The sequence below is a fragment of the Actinotalea alkalitolerans genome (genome assembly GCF_023369855.1).
GTDB lineage: Bacteria > Actinomycetota > Actinomycetes > Actinomycetales > Cellulomonadaceae > Actinotalea.
In genome coordinates this window covers 339,965-359,767 of the sequence record NZ_JAMBPP010000003.1, presented here as the reverse complement: position 1 = coordinate 359,767, position 19,803 = coordinate 339,965, and the positions used below count along the sequence as shown (strand labels likewise).

21 protein-coding genes are annotated in these 19,803 nt (G+C 72.3%); 13 read left to right on the top strand and 8 right to left on the bottom strand.

The features are described from left to right. Positions 1-402 (top strand): carbohydrate ABC transporter permease (locus M1R94_RS05215; RefSeq protein ID WP_249380593.1); only part of this gene is annotated, 402 nt, incomplete at its 5' end. 55 nt (positions 403-457) lie between these two features. Here M1R94_RS05215 and M1R94_RS05210 read toward each other — a convergent pair. The 7 genes from M1R94_RS05210 to M1R94_RS05180 form a co-directional block, all read right to left on the bottom strand. Further along, complete coding sequence (locus tag M1R94_RS05210; RefSeq protein ID WP_249380592.1) at positions 458-1,042, bottom strand: pilus assembly protein TadG-related protein; 585 nt, start codon at positions 1,040-1,042, stop codon at positions 458-460. Next, entirely contained in the window at positions 1,039-1,428 is a 390-nt protein-coding gene (locus M1R94_RS05205) for a pilus assembly protein (RefSeq protein ID WP_249380591.1), read from the bottom strand. Before M1R94_RS05205 ends, M1R94_RS05210 begins: the two co-directional genes overlap by 4 nt. Before the next feature lie 101 nt (positions 1,429-1,529). Further along, on the bottom strand, positions 1,530-1,907 hold the full coding sequence (locus M1R94_RS05200) for a TadE family protein (RefSeq protein ID WP_249380590.1): 378 nt from the start codon (positions 1,905-1,907) through the stop codon (positions 1,530-1,532). A gap of 55 nt (positions 1,908-1,962) precedes the next feature. Further along, positions 1,963-2,160 (bottom strand): hypothetical protein, encoded by a 198-nt coding sequence (locus M1R94_RS05195; protein ID WP_283252981.1) that lies wholly within the window; start codon positions 2,158-2,160, stop codon positions 1,963-1,965. 48 nt (positions 2,161-2,208) lie between these two features. Next, positions 2,209-3,162 (bottom strand): type II secretion system F family protein, encoded by a 954-nt coding sequence (locus M1R94_RS05190; protein WP_249380589.1) that lies wholly within the window; start codon positions 3,160-3,162, stop codon positions 2,209-2,211. After that, positions 3,159-4,019: a type II secretion system F family protein gene (locus M1R94_RS05185; protein ID WP_249380588.1), complete on the bottom strand. Its 861-nt coding sequence runs from the start codon at positions 4,017-4,019 to the stop codon at positions 3,159-3,161. The genes M1R94_RS05190 and M1R94_RS05185 overlap by 4 nt, the downstream gene beginning before the upstream one ends. Before the next feature lie 7 nt (positions 4,020-4,026). Continuing rightward, positions 4,027-5,253, bottom strand: a complete 1,227-nt coding sequence (locus M1R94_RS05180; protein WP_249380587.1) for a CpaF family protein — start codon at positions 5,251-5,253, stop codon at positions 4,027-4,029. 200 nt (positions 5,254-5,453) lie between these two features. Here M1R94_RS05180 and M1R94_RS05175 point away from each other — a divergent pair, with 200 nt between their 5' ends. Beyond that, positions 5,454-6,092, top strand: coding sequence for a CueP family metal-binding protein (locus M1R94_RS05175; protein ID WP_249380586.1), 639 nt, complete (start codon positions 5,454-5,456; stop codon positions 6,090-6,092). Between the two features lie 37 nt (positions 6,093-6,129). On the opposite strand, the gene M1R94_RS05170 is transcribed toward M1R94_RS05175, so the two are convergent. Continuing rightward, entirely contained in the window at positions 6,130-7,371 is a 1,242-nt protein-coding gene (locus tag M1R94_RS05170) for a DUF4349 domain-containing protein (RefSeq protein WP_249380585.1), read from the bottom strand. Between the two features lie 148 nt (positions 7,372-7,519). Between M1R94_RS05170 and M1R94_RS05165 the strand changes: the two genes are divergently transcribed. From M1R94_RS05165 to M1R94_RS05115, 11 genes are all read left to right on the top strand, one after another. After that, complete coding sequence (locus M1R94_RS05165; RefSeq protein ID WP_249380584.1) at positions 7,520-8,491, top strand: oxygenase MpaB family protein; 972 nt, start codon at positions 7,520-7,522, stop codon at positions 8,489-8,491. A gap of 9 nt (positions 8,492-8,500) precedes the next feature. Further along, positions 8,501-9,289, top strand: coding sequence for an ABC transporter ATP-binding protein (locus M1R94_RS05160; RefSeq protein WP_308199874.1), 789 nt, complete (start codon positions 8,501-8,503; stop codon positions 9,287-9,289). Continuing rightward, positions 9,265-10,890 carry a hypothetical protein gene (locus tag M1R94_RS05155; RefSeq protein WP_249380582.1) on the top strand — a complete coding sequence of 542 codons (1,626 nt, stop codon included), beginning with the start codon at positions 9,265-9,267 and terminating at the stop codon, positions 10,888-10,890. Before M1R94_RS05160 ends, M1R94_RS05155 begins: the two co-directional genes overlap by 25 nt. 110 nt (positions 10,891-11,000) lie before the next feature. Beyond that, positions 11,001-12,185: an ROK family transcriptional regulator gene (locus M1R94_RS05150; RefSeq protein WP_249380581.1), complete on the top strand. Its 1,185-nt coding sequence runs from the start codon at positions 11,001-11,003 to the stop codon at positions 12,183-12,185. Positions 12,186-12,274: 89 nt separating this feature from the next. Next, positions 12,275-13,633: an extracellular solute-binding protein gene (locus M1R94_RS05145; RefSeq protein ID WP_249380580.1), complete on the top strand. Its 1,359-nt coding sequence runs from the start codon at positions 12,275-12,277 to the stop codon at positions 13,631-13,633. A gap of 88 nt (positions 13,634-13,721) precedes the next feature. Next, on the top strand, positions 13,722-14,714 hold the full coding sequence (locus M1R94_RS05140) for a carbohydrate ABC transporter permease (RefSeq protein ID WP_249380579.1): 993 nt from the start codon (positions 13,722-13,724) through the stop codon (positions 14,712-14,714). Then, positions 14,711-15,631 (top strand): carbohydrate ABC transporter permease, encoded by a 921-nt coding sequence (locus M1R94_RS05135; protein WP_374109426.1) that lies wholly within the window; start codon positions 14,711-14,713, stop codon positions 15,629-15,631. The genes M1R94_RS05140 and M1R94_RS05135 overlap by 4 nt, the downstream gene beginning before the upstream one ends. Beyond that, the gene (locus M1R94_RS05130; RefSeq protein ID WP_249380578.1) at positions 15,631-16,623 is read left to right on the top strand and encodes an ROK family protein; all 993 of its coding nucleotides are present in this window, start codon (positions 15,631-15,633) and stop codon (positions 16,621-16,623) included. The genes M1R94_RS05135 and M1R94_RS05130 overlap by 1 nt, the downstream gene beginning before the upstream one ends. Then, complete coding sequence (gene nagB / locus M1R94_RS05125) at positions 16,611-17,396, top strand: glucosamine-6-phosphate deaminase (protein WP_249380577.1); 786 nt, start codon at positions 16,611-16,613, stop codon at positions 17,394-17,396. The genes M1R94_RS05130 and nagB overlap by 13 nt, the downstream gene beginning before the upstream one ends. Positions 17,397-17,457: 61 nt before the next feature. Further along, positions 17,458-17,814: a DUF3039 domain-containing protein gene (locus M1R94_RS05120; RefSeq protein ID WP_249380576.1), complete on the top strand. Its 357-nt coding sequence runs from the start codon at positions 17,458-17,460 to the stop codon at positions 17,812-17,814. Next, a complete protein-coding gene (locus M1R94_RS05115) occupies positions 17,811-19,643 on the top strand; it encodes a DEAD/DEAH box helicase (RefSeq protein WP_249380575.1) in 1,833 nt (610 codons plus the stop codon). Before M1R94_RS05120 ends, M1R94_RS05115 begins: the two co-directional genes overlap by 4 nt. The last annotated feature ends 160 nt before the right edge of the window (positions 19,644-19,803 follow it).

Here is a 19,803-nt window from a genome sequence, read left to right as displayed (position 1 = left end):
ATCGTCCCCGCCATGGTCACCGCCTTCGGGGTCTTCTGGATGACCCAATACCTCGAATCCGCCCTGCCCTACGAACTCATCGAAGCCGCCCGCGTGGACGGCGCCACCATGATCCGCACCTTCTGGCACATCGCCATGCCCGCCGCCCGACCCGCCGCCGCCATGCTCGCCCTGTTCACCTTCGTGGGCTCCTGGACCAACTTCTTCTGGCCCTTCATCGTCCTGGGATCAGCCAACCCCACCCTGCCCGTCGCCCTCCAACTCCTCCAAGCCTCCTACTTCAAGGACTACTCCCTGATCATGGCCGGCGTCGTGGCCGCCACCATCCCCCTGATCCTGCTCTTCGCCCTGGCCGGACGACACCTCGTCGCCGGCATCATGCAAGGAGCCGTCAAAGGATGACCGCCCAGCGGCCGCCCGGCCTGCACGGGTGACCGGCGCAGCACCGGGGACGGGGTCATCCCGCCCGGGCGCTCGATGTCACCCGCAGGGTGATGCCCTCGGACCAGGAGCCCGTGACCCAGCTCAGCAGTGGGGGGCGGGCCAGGGCACCGAGGGTGACGTGCACGGTGCGGCCGTCGGTGCCGACGTCCATGACCTGCACGCCGGTGAGCCGTTGGGCGCCGGGCGACCGGGCCAGGTGCTCGTCGACCGCCGTCCGCACCGAGACGGTGGACAAGGGGACCAGCGCACCGTCGGCGGTGCGTGGATCAGGTCGGGTGCCCGAGCCGTAGAAGGCCGAGGAGTCCACGGCGTCCGCGGCCTCCAACGCTGCCTGGTCGGCCAACGCCCACAGCCGCTTGCGTTCGATGTGCACGCTCGATGCCGAGACCACCGCGGTGACCAGGAGCAGTGCGAGCACCCCGTAGGCGATCGAGAGCAGCAGGATCTGACCGGAGTCCTGTGCCTGACCGGACGTGACCGCGCCCACGCGGGCGCGCAGCGCCCCCAGGGGTGACCGGACGCCAGGGCGTGCGGGTACCGAGGTCACCGCACCCCGTCGCGGAGCGAGGTCCGGTGCGGGCGCACGGTACTGGCTCATCGTCGGCCACGGAAGGAGTCGACTGGTGCGGTGACCGTGGCCTGGACCGGGATGTGCAGCGGTACGACGGGCTGCATTACCGACGGCACCGCAGGCAGATCCACCTCGACCCGGACGACCACGGTGACCGCTCCGCCCGGCATCGAGCACGGCTCGGTCGAGCAGCTCAGGCTCAGTGCCTCCTCCGCCCGTTCCGGGTCGAAGCCCTGGTCGTCCAATGCGAGGGCCACCGCGGCGACGGCCCGCGACGGCCCGTCCAGCTCGCCACCTGTGACCACTGCCCGCGCGGCCTCACGCGCCGCGCCGTCAGCGGCGAAGGCCGCTGCCTGCAGCCGTCCCAGGACGAGCACCAGGTAGACCGTGGGCACCAGCAGAACCAGGGCCACCCCGAGGAACTCGACGACCGCCGTCCCTCGGTCCCGGTGAGGATCGGTCCTCAGCCGACGTATCCGAGCGCACAGTGCGGTGACTCCTCGCCGCCCTCGCCTCACGGGTGCTCCCGCAGCGCGTGACCGTCGACCGTCAGCGTCCCGGAAGGGCCGAGCAGCCCGAGCACGGGCAGCGGTGCGCGCACCTGCACCCGGACGACCTCGAGACCTCCGACGACGGTGTGCTCGGCCCGCACATCTGCCGCATAGGACGAGGACAGCGAGAGCTCGAGCAGCGCACGGGTGCGGTCGGCGCCGTCCTGCGGGGTCCGGTCGGCCAACGCACCGTGACGGGCGCCCTCGGCCGCGCAGTCGACCATGGTGGCGCGCACGTGCAGCGCGAGCGCCACCTGCAGCACGCCGACGAACAGCACCGTCGTCAGCGCGCCCACCAGGACGAAGTCGACGATCGCGGCACCCCGGTCGCGGACGGGCACGGCAGCGGCTCGTCCGTTCCTCCACCCGACCGGGCGCCTCGACGAGTGGGATGCTTCACGCACCGACCGAGGTCACCCGCTGGATCGCCGTGGTGAAGACGTCCGCGAGTGCTGGCCCGGCCACGGCCCACAGGGCGATGACCAGCCCTGCGGTCATCAGCGTGACCAGGACCCAGCCAGGCACGTCCCCACGTTCAGGGTCCGCGAGGACGGTACCGATCTCGTCAGCCGACCGGTGCGGGGGTGCGGGCAGGGACTGGGTGATCGTGGTGTGCACTGGTCTTCCTTCTCTCGGGTGGTTTCAGAGGTCGAGGCGCAGGACGCTCAGGCCGGGGAAGACGGCGAAGACCACGGTGACCGGAAGGATCAGGAAGACGACGGGGACCATCATCGCCAGCTCCTTCCGGCCACCGGACTCCATCAGTTCGCGGCGACCCGCCTCGCGGACGTCCTCGGCCTGGGCCCGTAGGACGTCGGCCAGCGGGGTACCTCGCTCGATCGCCACCGCGATGGCCTCGGCGAAACGGGCCAGCACGACCAGACCCGTGCGGTCCGCGAGACGCTCGAGCGCGTGGGTCAACGGCACGCCGGACCGGGCGTCCGCCACGGTCTGCCGGATCTCGTCGGCAAGGGCGCCGTGGGTCGTGCGCGCCACCCGCTCGAGGGCACCGAGCGCCCCCTCCCCAGCACCCACCGCGAGGGCGAGCAGCTCGGCGATGGTGGGCAGCTCGGCCTGGAGCCGCTCCTCGCGGAGCCGGACCTGCCGCGAGAGCAGCTGGTCGCGCCCGACGAGCCCCGTCAGCCCCGCAGCCATCACGACGACCGCAGCCGCGATCGGGTGCGTCCCTCGTCCGGCAACCAGCAGCAGGGCCAGCGCCAGTCCGCAGGTGATCCCGAGAACGGTCCACACCACCTGCTCGGCACGGAACTCCTCGACGGTCGCGCGTCGACCGGCTCGTGCGAGCCGCCGCTCGAGGTCCGCGCTCGGTGACCCGAGTCGCTCGACGAGACTGACCGCGTCGTGCATGACCGGGGCGATGAGCCGCTCGAGGGTCGGGAAGGGTGACCTGGCGACGGGGGAGCGGAGCAGCTTCGAGGTGCTCGGACTCAGGCGGAGGTACGGGGCGAGCCGGTCGTCGAGGCGCGGTCGACGGGACATCAGGTGCCAGTAGACGAGCCACAGGCCCAGGCCGCCCACCCCACCGGCGACGGCACCGACCGCGGTCGACGGGTCAGTCCCGAGCAGTGCGCTCACCGCAGCACCCGGACGTCCTCGGGCAGGCGCCCGATACGGACCATGAGGGTGTAGGCCACCAGGGTGCAGATCGCCCCGGCGGCAAGCACCATCGCGCCGGCCGGGGTGTTGTAGGCGGACGCCGCCTCGGGCCGCGAGGAGAGCAGAGCCAGGACGATCCAGGGCGCCGCCACGGCGAGTCGTGCAGCGTTGACGGTCCAGCTCTGGCGGGCCTCGAGCTCGCCACGGGTCCGGGCGTCCTCCCGCAGGAAGTGAGAGAGGGTCCTCAGCAACCGGCCCAGATCGGTCCCGCCGACGTCGCGGGTCAGGCGGAGCGCCTCGACGATGCGGTCGGCGACAGGGTCGGCGAGGCGTGCCTTGAGGGCGTCCAGGCACGTGCCGAAGCGACCGCTCAGCCGGTAGTCCTCGGCGAACTCGGCGAAGGCGGGACGCAGGTCGACCGGGCCGCGGTCGGCCAGCTGGCTCAGGGCCTCGGGGAGCGAGAGCCCAGCCCGGATTCCCGAACCGAGGTGGTCGACCACCTCGGGCCAGACACCACGCAGCGCCAGGCGCCGGCTTCGTGCACGCAGACGAACGAGGCCGATCGGTGCGAGCGCGGCCATGGCGGCGAAGCACACCGCGATCGCCGGCGCGCGGGTCAGTGCCACCGCCACGAGCAGGATCAGCCCACCGAGGGCGGCCGACGTGGCCACGAGACCGCCGGGCGAGACACCTGGGGCTCCCGCCTGCACGAGCAGGTCGCCCGTCTGCTCGGCCCATCGGCTGCGCCGGTGGCGCGTGGCGGGTGGCGGTGAGGTGAACGCCCACACCAGCAGCGAGAGCCCGGCCCCGAGGAGCAGCCCGGTCACGACCCCCACGGCGCGCTCACCCCTCGGCCCGCAGCAGGTCGACGACATCGATCCCGACCCGAGCGAACCTGTCCGCGTGCGGCGGGAAGCCCTCCGCACGGACCAGTGCACCATCCCGCAGACGGTAGATGTCGGCGGTCTCCACCACACCGTTCTCGACCCGGCCCGGGACGGCGATCACCTCTCGGGTACGTCGTCGCCCGCCCGCGTCGACATCCAGGTGGACCACCAGGTCGATGGCCGAGGCCACGGTGGGGACCACGAAAGCGGCGGAGACGTTCTCCCCGGCGAGCAGGGGCAGCGTGCAGACCTTGGTCAGCGCCTCTCGTGCACTGTTGGCGTGCACGGTGCACATGCCCGGCACGCCGGCGTTGAGGGCGATCAGCATGTCGAGGCTCTCGGCCTCGCGCACCTCCCCGATGATGATCCGGCTCGGTCGCATCCGTAGTGCCTCCTTGACCAGGCGGCGTAGCGTGATCTCCCCGGTGCCCTCGAGGTTGGGCTGCCGGCACTGGAGAGCCACCACGTCCCGGTGGGGCACCTTGAGCTCGAAGACCTCCTCGCAGGTGATGACCCGGTCGCGCGGTGGGATGGAGCCCGCCAACGCGTTCAGCATCGTCGTCTTGCCTGCCTGGGTCGGCCCGGACACGAGCACGTTCAGGCCCGCGACCACGGCAGCCGACAGGAAGCGGGCTGCCGTCGCGGGGAGCGAGCCCAGTGCGACGAGGTCGTCCAGGTGCGTCGCGCGCACCACGTACTTGCGGATGTTGACCGCCCAGGCCTCACGGGTGACGTCGGGGATCGCGACGTGCAGTCGCTCCCCGCCGGGGAGGGCGGCATCGACGAACGGGCTCGACAGGTCCAGGCGGCGGCCGGAGACCTTGAGCATCTGCTCGACCAGCTCGCGGACATGGTCAGCGGTCAGCAGCGTGGTGGTGAGCTCGGGCTCGCCGCGACGTGCGACGAACACCTGCGCGGGGGAGTTGATCCAGATCTCCTCGACCTCGTCGTCGTCGAGGTACTGCTGGAGAGGTCCGAGCCCGGCGACGGCGTCGACCACGGCTTTGCTCGCGGCGACCGGGTCGGTGAGAGGAGGAAGGTCTCCGGCGAGGGAGCGCTCGTCGTAGTCGGCGACGACGTCGTGGACGAGGCGCCGCAGGAGGTCCACGTCACGCCGGGGGTCGATGCCGCGCCGGCGGATGAGCTCGCGCACCTCGTGCTCGAGCAGTACGACGCCTTCCATCGATCCCCCTGTGCCCCCTGCGAGCGCCCGGTCGGCGCGTCCCCGAGAGCCTAGAGGAGCAAAGCGCCCCAAAACAGGGCCTTGTGGACAACGGATGACCATGGATCCGGCCGACGGACCGGGATATCCGGTGGGCTCGTCGGTCGGGGGTGACGAAGGTCCGGGGCAATGACACGGCCGGTGGCGGCACAATCGAAGCCATGCGGACGACACGCCATGTCAGGGCCTTCGCGGGCCGTACGCTCGCCGGCCTCGCCGCCGCCACGATCGTGCTGGCCGGGTGCACATCGGACGGCGGTACGGCTCCCGCACCCGAACCCGAGCAGTCCACCGCTGCCGGTGACGCCGACCTGCTCGTCGATCTCGGCCTCGACGGCTTGAGCGGGCAGGAGATCGTCGAGCGGCTCGACACCTCGTCCCAGGGCAGGCCGTTGGGCTTCGCCGCTTCGGTGCGGGAGGACGAGGTGCTGATCGGGGACGGGACCATCGAGGTGGCCGTCGAGCTCCCGGGGGACCAGCTCTACGTCTCGATCGCCCCGTACGTGGGCTCGACCCACGACTGCTACTTCCACAGCCTGGCCACCTGCCAGGGAGAGATGGTCGAGGACGAGGTCCACGTCAGGATCGTCAGCGACGACGGCGACGTGCTGATCGACGAGACGGCCACCACCTACGCCAACGGGTTCATCGGGTTCTGGCTGCCCCGCGACGTCACCGGCACGCTCGAGGTGACGCAGGACCACCTCGGCGGCTCCGTCCCCTTCGCCACCACCGAGGGGAGCCCGACCTGTGTGACCACCCTCCAGCTCGTGCCTGGGGGTGCGCCGAGCCCGTCCTGACGTCCTTCGTGGCGTCGCGTCGACCTGCGACCACCGGTCAGGTGGTCGTGTCGGGCCTCGGGCCGCTCTGGTCGGTCGTGCCCGGCTCTGAGGGTGGGCTCGGCGGCGTGCCGTCGGAGCCACCTCGTGCGGCCTTGGAGGACCGCGGTGCGCGCTTCGCGGTGGTCGAGCGTGCAGGTCTGGCGGGCGGCGTCGGGTCGGGCCTGCCCGCCTCCCCTCCCGCCGGCGCCGTCTGCGGTGCCTCGGCGGTTGCCGGCGCGGTGGACGCAGCAGGCGGTGCGGGCGGAACAGGGGGGGCCTGGGGCGGGATGTGCGGCAGGGTCGTCATCGGGCCCGTGACGGGCTGACCCGGTGCGTGTGCCGTCGTCACCGGTCCGGACCGCGGCGCGGGCGGCGGTGCGGTGGCGGTTTCGGCGGAGGGCAGCGCCGTTGCTGCCCCCCGCGGCTTGAGGGCGCGGCGAACCGCGAGGCCGAGCAGGGTCAGGAGGGCGGCGAAGGCCAGCCACGGGACGAGGGTGCCGAGCACCAGCAGCAGGGCCTGCAGCGCGGCCACCAACGAGGTCCACCCGGCGAGGAGCCCACCCCAGAAGCCGGACGGCGGATCCTCGGGGACGGTGCCCTCGGTGAACAGGGACACTCTCAGCGTGGACATCTGCACCTGGTCGCGCAGCGAGGCCCGCTGGGACTGCAGGCTCTCGAGGTTCGACTGACGCTCGGTCAGCGCCTGCTCGGCCGCGACGAGGTCGGAGGTCGACTGGGCCCGGCTGAGGAGGTCCTCGAGCCGGGCCACCGAGATCTCCAGCGCACGGATGCGGGCGTCGAGGTCGCGCGCCTCCCCGGTGACGTCGGTGGAGTCCACGGAGATCTCCTCGACCTGCCCCAGACGTTCGAGCTCGGTGAGGGTCGTGGTCACCTCGTCTGCCGGCACCCGCACCGTGAGCGTGGCCCGGGCCGGGGTGGTCCCGCGGGCCGACTGCTCCGAGCGCTGACCGACGTGCCCACCCATGTGCTCGACCAGGATGCTGATCTCCTCGGCGACGGCCCGCGGGTCGTCGACCGTCATGGTGACCGTCCCGGTCGTGATCACCTGGCGGTCACTCGTCGAGGGTGCCTCGACGTCGTCGGAGAACGCGCCGCCGTCGGCGGACTCCTCGACCGAGGACTCGCCCCCGCCCTCGGACATCGGGTACGCCGCGTCGCCCTGGGAGGTGGCCGAGCAGCCGACGAGCACGAGGAGCAGGGGGACCGTGACGCCCAGGGTCCGCAGGAGGCGAGGCATGGGCCCAGGCTAGGAGCGGCGTGCGCGCCGGGTGACCGTTCGACCCAATCGTGACCACCGAGCACCCAATCGTGACCTGATCGTGAGCCGATCGTGGCCTGTCCGCCACCGTGCGGCCGGACGGGCGACGCCGTGTGAGGATCGGACCATGCCCGCACCGAAGGTCGCCGAGGTCCGTTCCCGCATCTCGGGGGCGTTGCTCTCGCGGGTGGCCGGACCCGACCCGACCTCGGCCCGGGACCGCATCCATCGCACCCCGGGACCACGGTGGTTCGCCCCGGACAGCCCCATCGGCCGCGTGCACGGTGACGCGTCGATGTTCGTCGGTGGGGTGCGGGCCCTGCTGCTGCAGTCCCTGCACCCCCGGGCGATGGCCGCGGTGGCAGCCCACTCGGGGTACCGCGGAGACCCGTGGGGCAGGCTCCAGCGGACCGCGACCTTCGTGGCGACGACCACGTTCGGCACGGCCGACGACGCCGCGCAGATCGTCGCGGTCGTGCGCACGGTCCACGCGAGGATCAGCGGCACCACCTCCCAGGGCCTGTTCTACGAGGCCTCTGACCCACACCTGCTGCGATGGGTGCACATGGCTGAGGTCGACAGCTTCCTGATGGCGCACCAGCGGTACGGCCGGGAGCCGCTCGACGCCGCAGGCTGCGACGAGTACGTCGCGCAGACTGCCGTCGTCGGCCATGCGCTCGGTGCGAGCGACCTGCCCCTGACGCTGCGTGACCTGCACGCCCAGCTCGCCGAGTACCGACCCGAGCTCGGGGGGACCCAGGAGGCCTGGGACGCCGCGCGCTTCTTGCTCCTCACCCCGCCGCTGCCGTGGGTGGCCCGCCCTGTCTACGCAGTGATCGCCGCTGCCGGGGTGGGCCTCATGCCGCGATGGACGAGGCGTCCGCTGCGGCTGCCGTCGGTGCCGCCGGTCGAGGCGACCCTGGTCCGGGCGGGTGGCCGCGTGGTCACCTCGACGATCCGCTGGGCCCTGGACGCCGTGGACCCGGCCGAGGGGGTCGATCCGCCCGAGGTCATCCCCCCGGCGTGGGTCGCTGACGGCGGCACGGGCCGGCTGAGGCCGCACCAGGACACCAGCACGGGCACCAGGGCCGCGACGTAGGGTGTGCAGGTGAGACCGCCCGCACCCGCCGAGCCGGGTGCGCAGGCGCTCGAGCTACGAGGGCTCGTCAAGCGGTTCGGTGCGACCGTCGCGGTCGCGGGGCTGGACCTGACCATCCCGGCCGGGTCGTTCTACGGCATGGTCGGGCCCAACGGTGCGGGCAAGACCACGACGCTGTCGATGGCCACCGGTCTGCTGACGCCTGATGCCGGGACGGTCCTGGTGCACGGCATCGACCTGTGGCGGCGCCCGGTCGAGGCCGCCCCGCTGCTGGGTGTGCTGCCCGACGGTCTGCGGCTCTTCGACCGGCTCACCGGCCCAGAGCTGATCAGCTACGCCGGCCTGCTGCGGGGCATGGACCGCGACGTGCTGGCCACCCGGAGGGACGACCTCGTCGAGGCGCTCGACCTCCGGGGAGCGGGGTCGACGCTGGTCGCCGACTACTCCGCGGGGATGACCAAGAAGGTCGCGCTGGCCTGCGCCCTGGTGCACGCCCCGCGTCTGCTCGTGCTCGACGAGCCGTTCGAGGCGGTCGACCCGGTCTCGGGCGCGGCGATCCGAGGGATCCTGCAGCAGTTCGTCGCGGCGGGCGGCACCGTGGTGCTCTCGAGCCACGTGATGGCCCTGGTCGAGCGGGTGTGCGACCACGTGGCCGTCGTCGCCGGGGGAAGGGTGCTCGCCGCCGGGCCGCTCGACGAGGTCCGCGCCGACCGCGACCTCGAGGAACGGTTCGTCGAGCTGCTCGGCGGCTCGGCGCAGGCGCGGGAGCTGACGTGGTTGCGACCCTCGTCCGGCTGAGGATGACCATGCTGGGTCATGCGCTGAAGCAGGAGGCCTGGCGGGTCGTGGTGCTGGTCCTCGGTGCGCTCTGGGCCCTCAGCATGACCCCCTCGGTGCTGGCGGGCATGGCCTGGCTGGGTCGGCAGGACGCCTCGACGGCTCACGACGTGATCGTCCTCGGCGGATCGCTGGTGGTGATCGGCTGGGCCGTGATCCCGGTGCTCCTGCCCGGGATGGACGACACCCTGGACATCTCCAGGTTCGCCACGTTCGGGTTGCGCGCCCGGACCCTGGTGCCGGGCCTCCTGGTGGCCGGCCTGGTCAGCGTGCCGGTGCTCTTCACGGGGTTCGTGACCCTCGCGCCCGCGGTCGCCTGGGGCTCCCGTGCGCTGCGGATCACGCAGGAGCAGGGGGTCGCCGCCTGGTCGGCGGGCGTGCCGGTGGTGGTCGCGGTGATCGGCGCACCGGTGGCGCTGCTCACGTGCCTGCTCGCCTCGCGGCTCACGACCACCCTTGCGGGCCGGATCCTGGCCGCGCGGCGTTCACGGCGCATCGCGACGGCGCTCACCGTCGTCGTGGGGGTCGCGCTGGTCCCGGTGCTGCTGAGGATCGGTCAGGAAGGGCTCGAGGGGTCGCTCGAACGGGTCCCAGGTGTGGCTGCGGTGCTGGGGTGGACGCCCGTCGGGGTGGTGTGGGCGGCGCCGGCGGTGGCGGCGCAGGGTGACCTGCTCGGCGCGGTCGGTCGTCTGGCGGTGGGTGCGGGATGGGTCGTGCTGTGCGTCGCCGCGTGGGGAGCGCTGCTTCAGCGGGCGCTCGAGAGCCCCCCTGCCAGGGGTGGTCAGGTGCGCCGACGTCCCGACGCCGTGCTGGGGAAGGGCCGGGAAGGGTCGCACGGACGGCTCGCGGCCGGGGCCGTGACGCGACGGGCTCTGCGGTACTGGAGCGCCGACCCGCGGTACGTCTCGGCGATGCTCGGCGCGGTCGCTGCGCCACTGATCATCGTGCTGCTGCTCGCGACCGTGGTGGACGTGCCGGATGCCGTGGCTCTGAGCGTGGGGGTGGCGATCGGCGGGAGCATCGGCTGGGGCCGCCACAACGACCTGGCCTTCGACGGCTCGGCGTTCTGGCTGCACGTCGTGGCCCGTGCCCCAGGGTGGTCCGACCGGACCGGTCGGGCCGTCGGCGCCCTTGCCTGGTCGTTGCCGGTGACGGTGGCCGTGACCCTCATCGGGGTGGGTGCTGTCGGTCGCTGGGACCTCGCTCCGGCGGCCGTGGGGGCAGGGGTCGGTGTCCTGTGCACGGGGTTGGCGGTGTCGGCGGTCTCGAGCGTGCTGCTTCCCTACCCAGTGCCGCAGGCGGGGGCGAGCCCGTTCGCGGCGCAGATGGGGGCGGTGGGCGCGAGCCTGGCCGCGCAGCTCCTCACCTCGGCGACGACGCTGCTGCTGTGCCTTCCGGTGCTCGTCTCGTTCGGTGCCGCGTTGTGGTGGCGGACCTCGATGGCATGGGTGACCCTCGGGGCGGGGGTGCTCGGGGGAGCGGTGGTGCTCGTGGCAGGCATCGTCGTGGGCGGGCGCCTCTACGACGCGCGTGCGGCTCGCCTGCTGGTCCGACTGGTCTGAGCGGGATCCCCCTCGGCCTCGCCGGTCGGTCGTCGCGTCGAGATCACGATGTGATCACGGTCACTGTCCGCCCTTGACCCGGAGTTAGTAAGGAAGGTCTACTAACAAATGTGACAGCGACGGCGGACCGACAGCGGCAGGGATGGGGCAAGGCCCTGCGGCCCACGACCAAGGTGCTGCCCGAGCACGCCCGCGCCCACAACCGCTCGATGGTGCTGGCGCACCTCTTCCACGCAGGACCAGGATCGCGCGCCGACCTCGCCCGGTCGACCGGCCTCACCCGGGTCACCGTCTCGGACCTGGTCGCCTCACTCATGGCTGAGGGCCTCGTCGCAGAGCTCGGCGTGCGTCCTGAGGGCCGCGTCGGCAAGCCCGCGACACTGGTCGGCCTGCGCACCGACTCCTTCCAGATCGTCGCGGTGGACCTCGCCGACGACGAGCGCATGCACGGCGCGGTGCTCGACCTCGCCGGCCTGGTCGTCGAGCGTCGCTCGACCGCGGTCGACGGACGGACGGGCGAGTCCGCGGTCCGCGCGCTGACCGACTTCTGCGCCGAGCTCGTCGAGGCCGCGACCTGCCCCGTGCTCGGCGTCGGCGTCGGCTCACCCGGCGTCATCGACGCGGCCGGGACCGTCCTGGAGGCGCCCAACCGCGGCTGGTACGACGTCCCCCTCGCATCGACCCTCGAGTCCGCGCTGGGCGTACCCGTCCACGTGGCCAACGACGCCAACACGGCGGTGCTCGGTGAGTTCACCTACGGTGGCGCGACCGGGAGCGGGCTCCTCGTCCTCACCGTGGGGGAGGGGGTCGGCGCGGGCATCGTCCTGGACGGCGCCCTGGTCAAGGGCCACCGGCACGCCGCGGGCGAGCTGGGCCACGTCACCGTGGTCGACGAGCGGGACGACGTCGACGGAGCCCCGCTCGGTCCCGCGCTGGAGTGCGCGTGCGGACGCCGGGGGTGCCTCGAGACGGTCCTGTCCGTGCCGGCCCTGCGCCGTCGTGTCGCGGGCCTCGACCCACAGTCCACCGACGCCGCCCTGGCGTCGGTCGGCCGACGCCTGGGGATCCTCCTCGCGCCGGTCGTGAGTGCGCTGAACCTCTCCGAGGTGGTCTTCAGCGGCCCCCCTGACCTCCTGGACGGCCCCCTGCGCTCCGCAGCGCTGGAGTCCCTCCGCGAGCGCACCATGCCGGTCATCAGCAGCACCCTCGAGCTGCGGATGACCACCCTCGGCGAGGACGGAGCCCTGTCCGGGGCTGCGGTCCTCGTGCTGTCCGGTCAGCTCGGGGTCACGTGACGACCCCGAGCCGACCGCCTGCAGTCGGAGCACCACCCGGAGTGACGACGCTGTCCGGCGTCGTCCGTGGATCTGGAAGGAACCCCAACGTGAGAATCGTACGTTCTGGCGTCACCGTCACCGCGGTCACCGCACTGAGCATGTTCGCCCTCACCGCCTGCGGCGGCGGGACGAGCGAGGAACCCGAGGCCCCGGCCGAGGGCGCGACCCCCCAGGCCGCCGAGATCCGGATGTGGGTCAACGGCGGCGACACCCCCCAGGAGCTGCGGGACTACCTGGTGGAGACCTTCGCCGAGGAGAACCCCGGATCGACCCTGGTCATCGAGGAGCAGGACTGGAACGGCCTGGTCCCCCGTCTGCAGACCGCGCTGACCTCGGCCGAGCAGACACCCGACCTGGTCGAGATCGGCAACACCCAGGCCCCGACCTTCACCTACGCGGGCGCGTTCGCGGACATCACCGACATGTACGACGAGCTCGGCGGCGACAAGCTGCTCCCGGGGTTCGTCGAGGCAGGTTCGGCCGACGGCGCGCTGTACGCGGTCCCGTACTACTCGGGAGCCCGTGCCGTGTTCTACCGCAAGGACCTCTTCGCGGCGGCCGGCGTCGAGGTGCCCACCACCCTCGAGGAGTTCACCGCAGCGGCGATCGCCCTGCAGGAGGCCAACCCGGCCGGGACCGCGAACTTCTCGGGCTTCTGGTTCCCCGGTCAGGACTGGTACAACGGCACCGCCTGGATCTACACCCACGGTGGTGACCTGGCCGTGCAGGACGGTGACCGGTGGGTCGGTGCCCTGTCCAGCCCCGAGTCCCAGGCCGGCCTGGAGGAGGTCCAGGCACTGTTCACCGAGGGCACGCGCGCGCCGCGTGACGCCGACTCGAACGAGCCGTGGGTGCCGTTCAACAACGGCGAGACCGCGATGTTCTCGGCTCCCACCTGGGCCCGCTGGAGCATCGACCTGCCCGAGTGCAACAAGGGCGTGGACCCCGAGGACACCTCGGACGAGGCGACCGCGCTGCGCGGCGAGCAGCAGGCCTGCAACGAGGACCTGACCGGTGTCTTCCCGTTGCCGGGCCTGACCTCGGGCGAGGCGGCGACGGTCTTCGCGGGTGGCTCGAACATCGCGATCCCCTCGAAGTCCGGCAACCAGGACCTGGCCCGCAACCTGCTGGGGATCATCTTCGCCAAGCCGTACCAGACGATGCTCGCCGAGAACGGGCTGATCCCGGGCAACGCCGACTACACCGCAGCACTGGGCACCGACGTGTACGCCGGCGCCGCGCTCGCGGCGGCACTGGGCGCCAAGCTCACCCCGCCGGCAGAGAAGTGGGCTGACGTCGAGGGTGACCGGACCCTCGAGGACTTCTTCCAGAAGGTCGCCGCGGGTGGCGACCTGGCCGAGGCCGCGGCCGAGGCCGACGCGCTCATCGAGTCGGCGCTGAACTGACCTCAGGCGGGGCGCGCCGTGCTGACGGCGCGCCCCGCCAGCGGTCCCGATCACCCTTCGTCCCCTCCTCGCCGTCCCTGGAGCACCCATGCCTGCCTCGAGCGCGGACCGGGCCTTCGGCCCGGGCACGGTGGCCCCCGCCACCCCGGTCGCCCCGGCTCCCGCCCTTCCACCCCCTCCGGTCCGCCGTCGCCGCCCGCTGCGGTCACGACTGGGTGTCTACCTGCTCCTGCTGCCTGCCGTCGTCCCGATCGCCGTCGGCCTGGGCTACCCGCTGGTTCGCCAGTTCGTCCTGTCCTTCCAGGAGTACGGGCTCGCGCAGCAGTTCGGCCGGCCCGCGGAGTGGGTCGGCCTGGACAACTACCGCACGTTGCTCACCGACCCCTACGTGTGGGGCGTCATCGTGCGCTCGGTGGTCTTCTGCCTGGTCAACGCCGGGCTCACGATGGCGATCGGCATGTCGCTGGCCGTCCTCATGGCCAAGGTCGGCCGAGCCGCCCGGATCACGCTCCAGGTGGGCATGCTGCTCGCGTGGGGCACGCCCGTGCTGGCCACGATGACGGTCTGGCAGTGGCTCTTCGACTCCCAGTACGGCGTCATCAACTGGCTGCTCGCCGAGCCGCTGGGGATGACCGACCTGCGGTACCACTCCTGGCTCATCGAGCCGTTGTCCTTCTACCTGGTCGCCACGGTCATCGTGGTGTGGATGAGCGTCCCGTTCGTGGTCTTCACCGTCTACGCCGGCCTGCTCCAGGTGCCGGCTGAGACCATGGAGGCCGCTCAGCTCGACGGCGCCGACGGGTGGCAGCGCTTCTGGCGCATCACCATCCCCATGGTCAAGCCGGTGCTCTTCGTCGTCGCCCTGCTGCAGATCATCTGGGACCTGAGGGTGTTCACGCAGATCTACGTGCTCCAGCGGGCCGGGGCGCCCACCCGTGAGACCCACCTGCTGGGTACCTACATCTACTCGCTCGCCAAGGAGTTCTCGATGGCCGGTGCCATGGCCACCATCATGCTGGTCCTCACCCTGGCCCTGACCGCCTTCTACATCCGTCGGATGCTCCGTGAGGAGGAGCTGTGAGCGCCGCGACCGCCGCCGCGCCCCCCGGCCCGGTGCGGACCGCCCCGGTGGTCGAGGGCCGCGAGCCGACGTCGACCCGGATCCGGACGCGGGCGCGGGTCGTCCGCTGGCTGCTGGGGACGCTAGCGGTGACCGTCTCGCTGGTGTGGGTCTTCCCGATCTACTGGATGGTCAGCAGCGCCTTCCTGCCGACCAACCGCCTCCGCACGCCGAGCCCGACGTTCTTCCCGGTCGACGGCACCCTGTCCAACTTCCGACGGGTGTTCGCCGACCCGACGTTCTTCGCCTCGTTCAAGGTCTCGCTGGCTGTCACCGGCATCACCCTGGTCGCCGCAATCCTCTTCGCGTTCGTCGCAGCGCTGGCGGTGAGCAGGTTCCGGTTCCGCGGCCGGAAGTCGTTCATCGTCACGATCCTGGTGGTGCAGATGATCCCGGCCGAGGGGCTGTTCATCTCCCAGTACCAGATGCTCGACGGGTGGCGCCTGGTCAACTCGGTGATCGGCCTGTCGATCGTCTACGTGGCGGCGATCCTGCCGTTCACCATCTGGATGCTGCGTGGGTTCGTGGCGGGGGTGCCGATCGAGCTCGAGGAGGCGGGGATGGTCGACGGTCTCTCGCGCACCGGCGCCTTCTTCCGGATCACCTTCCCGCTGCTCGCACCCGGACTCGTCGCCTCGGGGGTCTACGGGTTCCTCCAGGCCTGGAACGAGTACACCCTGGCCCTGGTGGTGATGACCGACCCGGCTCGACGCACCTTGCCGCTGTGGCTGCAGGGACTGGTCGAGGCCAACCGGGCGACGGACTGGGGAGTGGTGATGGCCGGTGCGACGCTGATCGCCGTGCCGGTCATCCTGTTCTTCCTCTTCGTCCAGAACAAGATGACCGCAGGACTGGTCGCCGGGGCGGTGAAGGGCTGATGGCCGCAGTGCTGAGCGGCGAGCCGGGCCGGCCCGGCTGGTCGGTCGGGCTCGACGTGGGCGGCACCAAGGTCCTGGGGGTGCTCCTCGACGCCGACGCCGTGGTCCGTCAGACCGTGCGGGTACCCACCCGGCGCGGCGTGGACGGCGTCGTGTCGTGCGCCGAGCAGGCGGTCCTGGCGCTGTGCTCCGCACAGGGCCTGGCCCCCGGTGACCTGAACGGCGTCGGCGTCGGTGTGCCGGGCCTGGTCGATCCCAGCACCGGCGGTGTGTCGCACGCGGTCAACCTCGACATCCCGGGGAGTGACGTCCCCCTCGGGCCGCTGCTCGCGGCTCGGCTCGGCGGGGTGGGGGTGGACGTCGAGAACGACCTGAACGTCGCCGCGCTGGGTGCCGCCCGGGTGCTCGGGGTGACCAGCGGGGACCTCGCCTTCCTCGCGCTGGGCACGGGGGTCGCCGCAGGGCTGCTCCTGGACGGCACGCTGCGACGTGGTCATGTCGGCGCCGCGGGGGAGATCGGGCACGTGCCCTACGCCGCGACCGGGCCGGTGTGCCCCTGCGGCCAGCGTGGCTGCCTCGAGCTCTACGCCTCGGGGTCGGCGATCGACGCCGCCTGGCCCAGCAGGACCGGTCGGCCTGCCCCGGCCGAGGTCTTCGAGGCGGCAGCCAGCGGGGACCCGCAGGCCTGCGCGATCCGTGACGCCTTCGTCCAGGCGGTGGCCACCGCCGTCCGGCTGCTCGTGCTGACCTGCGACGTCGAGCACGTCGTCCTGGGTGGGGGCGTGTCCGAGATCGGTCAGCCCCTGCTCGCCGCGGTGTCCGGCGCGGTACGGTCGCAGGCGTCGGGATCCCCGTTCCTGGCCACCCTGCGGATCGCCGAGCGTGTGCAGATCGTGCCCTCCGGAGCACTCGTCGCACCGATCGGCGCCGCACTCGCGGTGCGCATCCTGCCTGAACCCCTGACAGAAGGAGTGTCGTCGTGGAGGTCGTGATCGACCGTTCGGTCGAGGTCCTGGCGAACCTGGCTGCGGACGCGGTCGAGGCGCTGCTGCGTCGTCGGCCCGATGCCGTGCTGGGCCTGGCCACCGGCTCGAGCCCGTTGGCGGTGTACGACGAGCTCGCTCGGCGGCACGCGCAGGGGAGGATCAGCTTCGCCCGGGCCAGGGCCTTCCTGCTCGACGAGTACGTCGGCCTGCCCGCGGACCACCCCGAGCGTTACCGCACGGTGATCGAGCGCGAGCTCGTCTCGCGGGTCGACTTCGCCACCGACGCGGTGCACGGACCTGACGGTTCGGCGGACGACCTGCCGGCGGCCTGCGCCCGCTACGAGGAGGCGATCGCGGCCTCAGGTGGCGTCGACCTGCAGATCCTGGGAATCGGCACCGATGGTCATGTCGCCTTCAACGAGCCCGGGTCGTCGTTGGCCTCACGCACCAGGGTCAAGACCCTCACCGACCAGACCCGGCAGGACAACGCCCGGTTCTTCGGCGGTGACGTCGAGGCCGTGCCACACCACGTGCTGACCCAGGGGCTGGGCACCATCCGTGAGGCACGCCACCTGGTGCTGCTCGCGAGCGGTCGCGCCAAGGCCGAGGCGGTGCACCAGCTCGTCGAGGGTCCGGTCAGCGCCATGTGGCCGGCGACGGTTCTGCAGCACCACCCGCACGTGAGCGTGCTGCTCGACGAGGGTGCTGCGGGTCGGCTGCAGCTCGCTCCGTACTACCGGCAGACCTGGGCGAGCAAGCCCGACTGGCAGGGTCTGTGAGGCTCGGCCCGACCGGTGCACGGTGGCCGGGCAGGGCCGAGGGCGACGTAGACTTTTCGGCATGAGCGAGCCGATGCCCCCCGCCACCGGTCCGGACGACCCGCACGGAGACCCGGGGAGCACGGGAACCGGGACCTCGACGAGCGTCCTGGAGCGCAGCGAGACCCGCGAGGAGGTCGAGCCGGGCGACCACGAACGGTTCGCGCACTACGTGCGCAAGGAGAAGATCCTCTCCTCAGCCATGTCGGGCACCCCGGTCATCGCGTTGTGCGGCAAGGTCTGGGTCCCCGGGCGAGACCCGAACAAGTTCCCCGTCTGCCCGATCTGCAAGGAGATCTACGACGGCCTGCGTGCACCGCAGGACGGCGAGGGCTCGGGCCAGGGTGGCTCCGGCGGCGACTCCACCGGCGGACGGTGAGCCCCCCGCCCAACCCCGCGCGGCACACAGGAGGTTCGGAAGGCTGGTCCGGTGGACCGGCCGTCGCCGCGCCGTCGTCCGCCGCGGCCTCCCACCTCTCCCCGGCCTTCCCGGCACGTGCACCGTGGGGCACCGCGAGCAAGCTGCGTGCGTGGCAGGCCGCGGCCATCGAGGCCTACGGGGCGCGCAACCCGCGTGACTTCCTGGCTGTCGCGACCCCCGGGGCGGGCAAGACGACGTTCGCGCTGCGCGTCGCCACGGAGCTGCTCGAGCAGGGGATCGTGCGCCGGGTCACCGTCGTGGCCCCGACCGAGCACCTCAAGCGGCAGTGGGCCGACGCCGCGGCCCGGGTCGGCATCCACCTGGACCCGACCTTCCGCAACAGCCAGGGCCGGCACGGGGCCCACTTCGACGGCATCGCGGTCACCTACGCGGCCGTGGCGACCAAGCCTGCGCTGCACGCGGCCCGCACCCGGGCCGAGCCGACCCTGGTCATCCTGGACGAGGTGCACCACGGCGGTGACGCGCTGTCATGGGGGGACGCCGTCCGGGAGGCCTTCGAGGGCGCGACCCGTCGACTCGCGCTGACCGGGACACCCTTCCGGTCGGACACCGCCGCGATCCCCTTCGTGGTCTACGACCGTGGGACGGACGGCATCCGCCGGTCGGTGGCGGACTACACCTACGGCTACGGGGACGCGCTGCGCGACGGCGTGGTGCGGCCGGTGATCTTCCTGTCGTACAGCGGGCAGATGCGTTGGCGCACGCGGGCCGGGGACGAGGTCAGCGCCCGGCTCGGCGAGGACATGACCAAGGACATGACCGCGCAGGCGTGGCGCACCGCGCTGGACCCCGAGGGCGAGTGGATCCCCTCGGTGCTGGCCGCGGCCGACCGGCGACTGGAGGAGGTCCGCCGCACGGTGCCGGACGCCGGCGGTCTGGTCATCGCGACCGACCAGGCCGACGCCCGGGCGTACGCCGCGCACCTGCGTCGCATCACCGGGCAGCCCACCACGGTGGTGCTCTCCGACGACGACGGCGCCTCGGACAGGATCGACGAGTTCTCGGCCGGGACCTCGCGCTGGATGGTCGCGGTCCGGATGGTCTCCGAGGGCGTGGACGTGCCACGGCTCGCGGTGGGCGTGTACGCGACGTCGACCGCGACCCCGTTGTTCTTCGCCCAGGCCGTGGGCAGGTTCGTGCGTGTCCGACGCCGTGGCGAGACCGCCTCGGTGTTCCTGCCGAGCGTCCCGCAGCTGCTGGCCCTCGCGGCGACCCTCGAGCTCGAACGTGACCACGCCCTGGACCGCCCGCTCACCGCGGAGGAGCAGGGGATGACGCTCGAGGACGGCCTGCTCGCGGCGGCGAACCGCTCCCAGGACGGGCCGGACGCCGTCGGCCCTGACGGCGTGGCCGGCACGTTCCAGGCCCTCGAGGCGCAGGCGACCTTCGACCGGGTGCTGTTCGACGGTGGTGAGTTCGGCACGGGCGCCGAGGTGGGTTCCGACGAGGAGCTGGACTTCCTGGGTCTGCCGGGCCTGCTCGACGCCGACCAGGTGAGCACCTTGCTGCGGCAGCGGCAGGCTGACCAGGTCTCGGGCCGAGCCTCACGGCACGCTCCCGCGGTCGACCACCGCCGGCTGGCCGAGCTGCGCAAGGAGCTCAACGCCCTGGTCGGTGCGTGGGCGCGCCGCAGCGGCCAGCCCCACGGCTCGGTGCACACCGAGCTGCGGCGCCGTTGCGGGGGACCCGAGGTCGCGCTGGCCAGTGCCGAGGAGCTCGGCGCCCGCACCGCACTGGTCCGGGACTGGTTCGTCGGCCGACGCTGAGGGCTCGACCCCACGGTCGTGTCGGCACGTCCCGGGCTGCGCGACCGGCCCCCAGGCGGACGTCCCCTGCGGCGTATACCAGAGCAGGATGACCTTCGCCCGAGCACGGATCTCGGGATGCGAAGACCCGTGACCACTGCAAGGCTCATGCCGAAGAGAT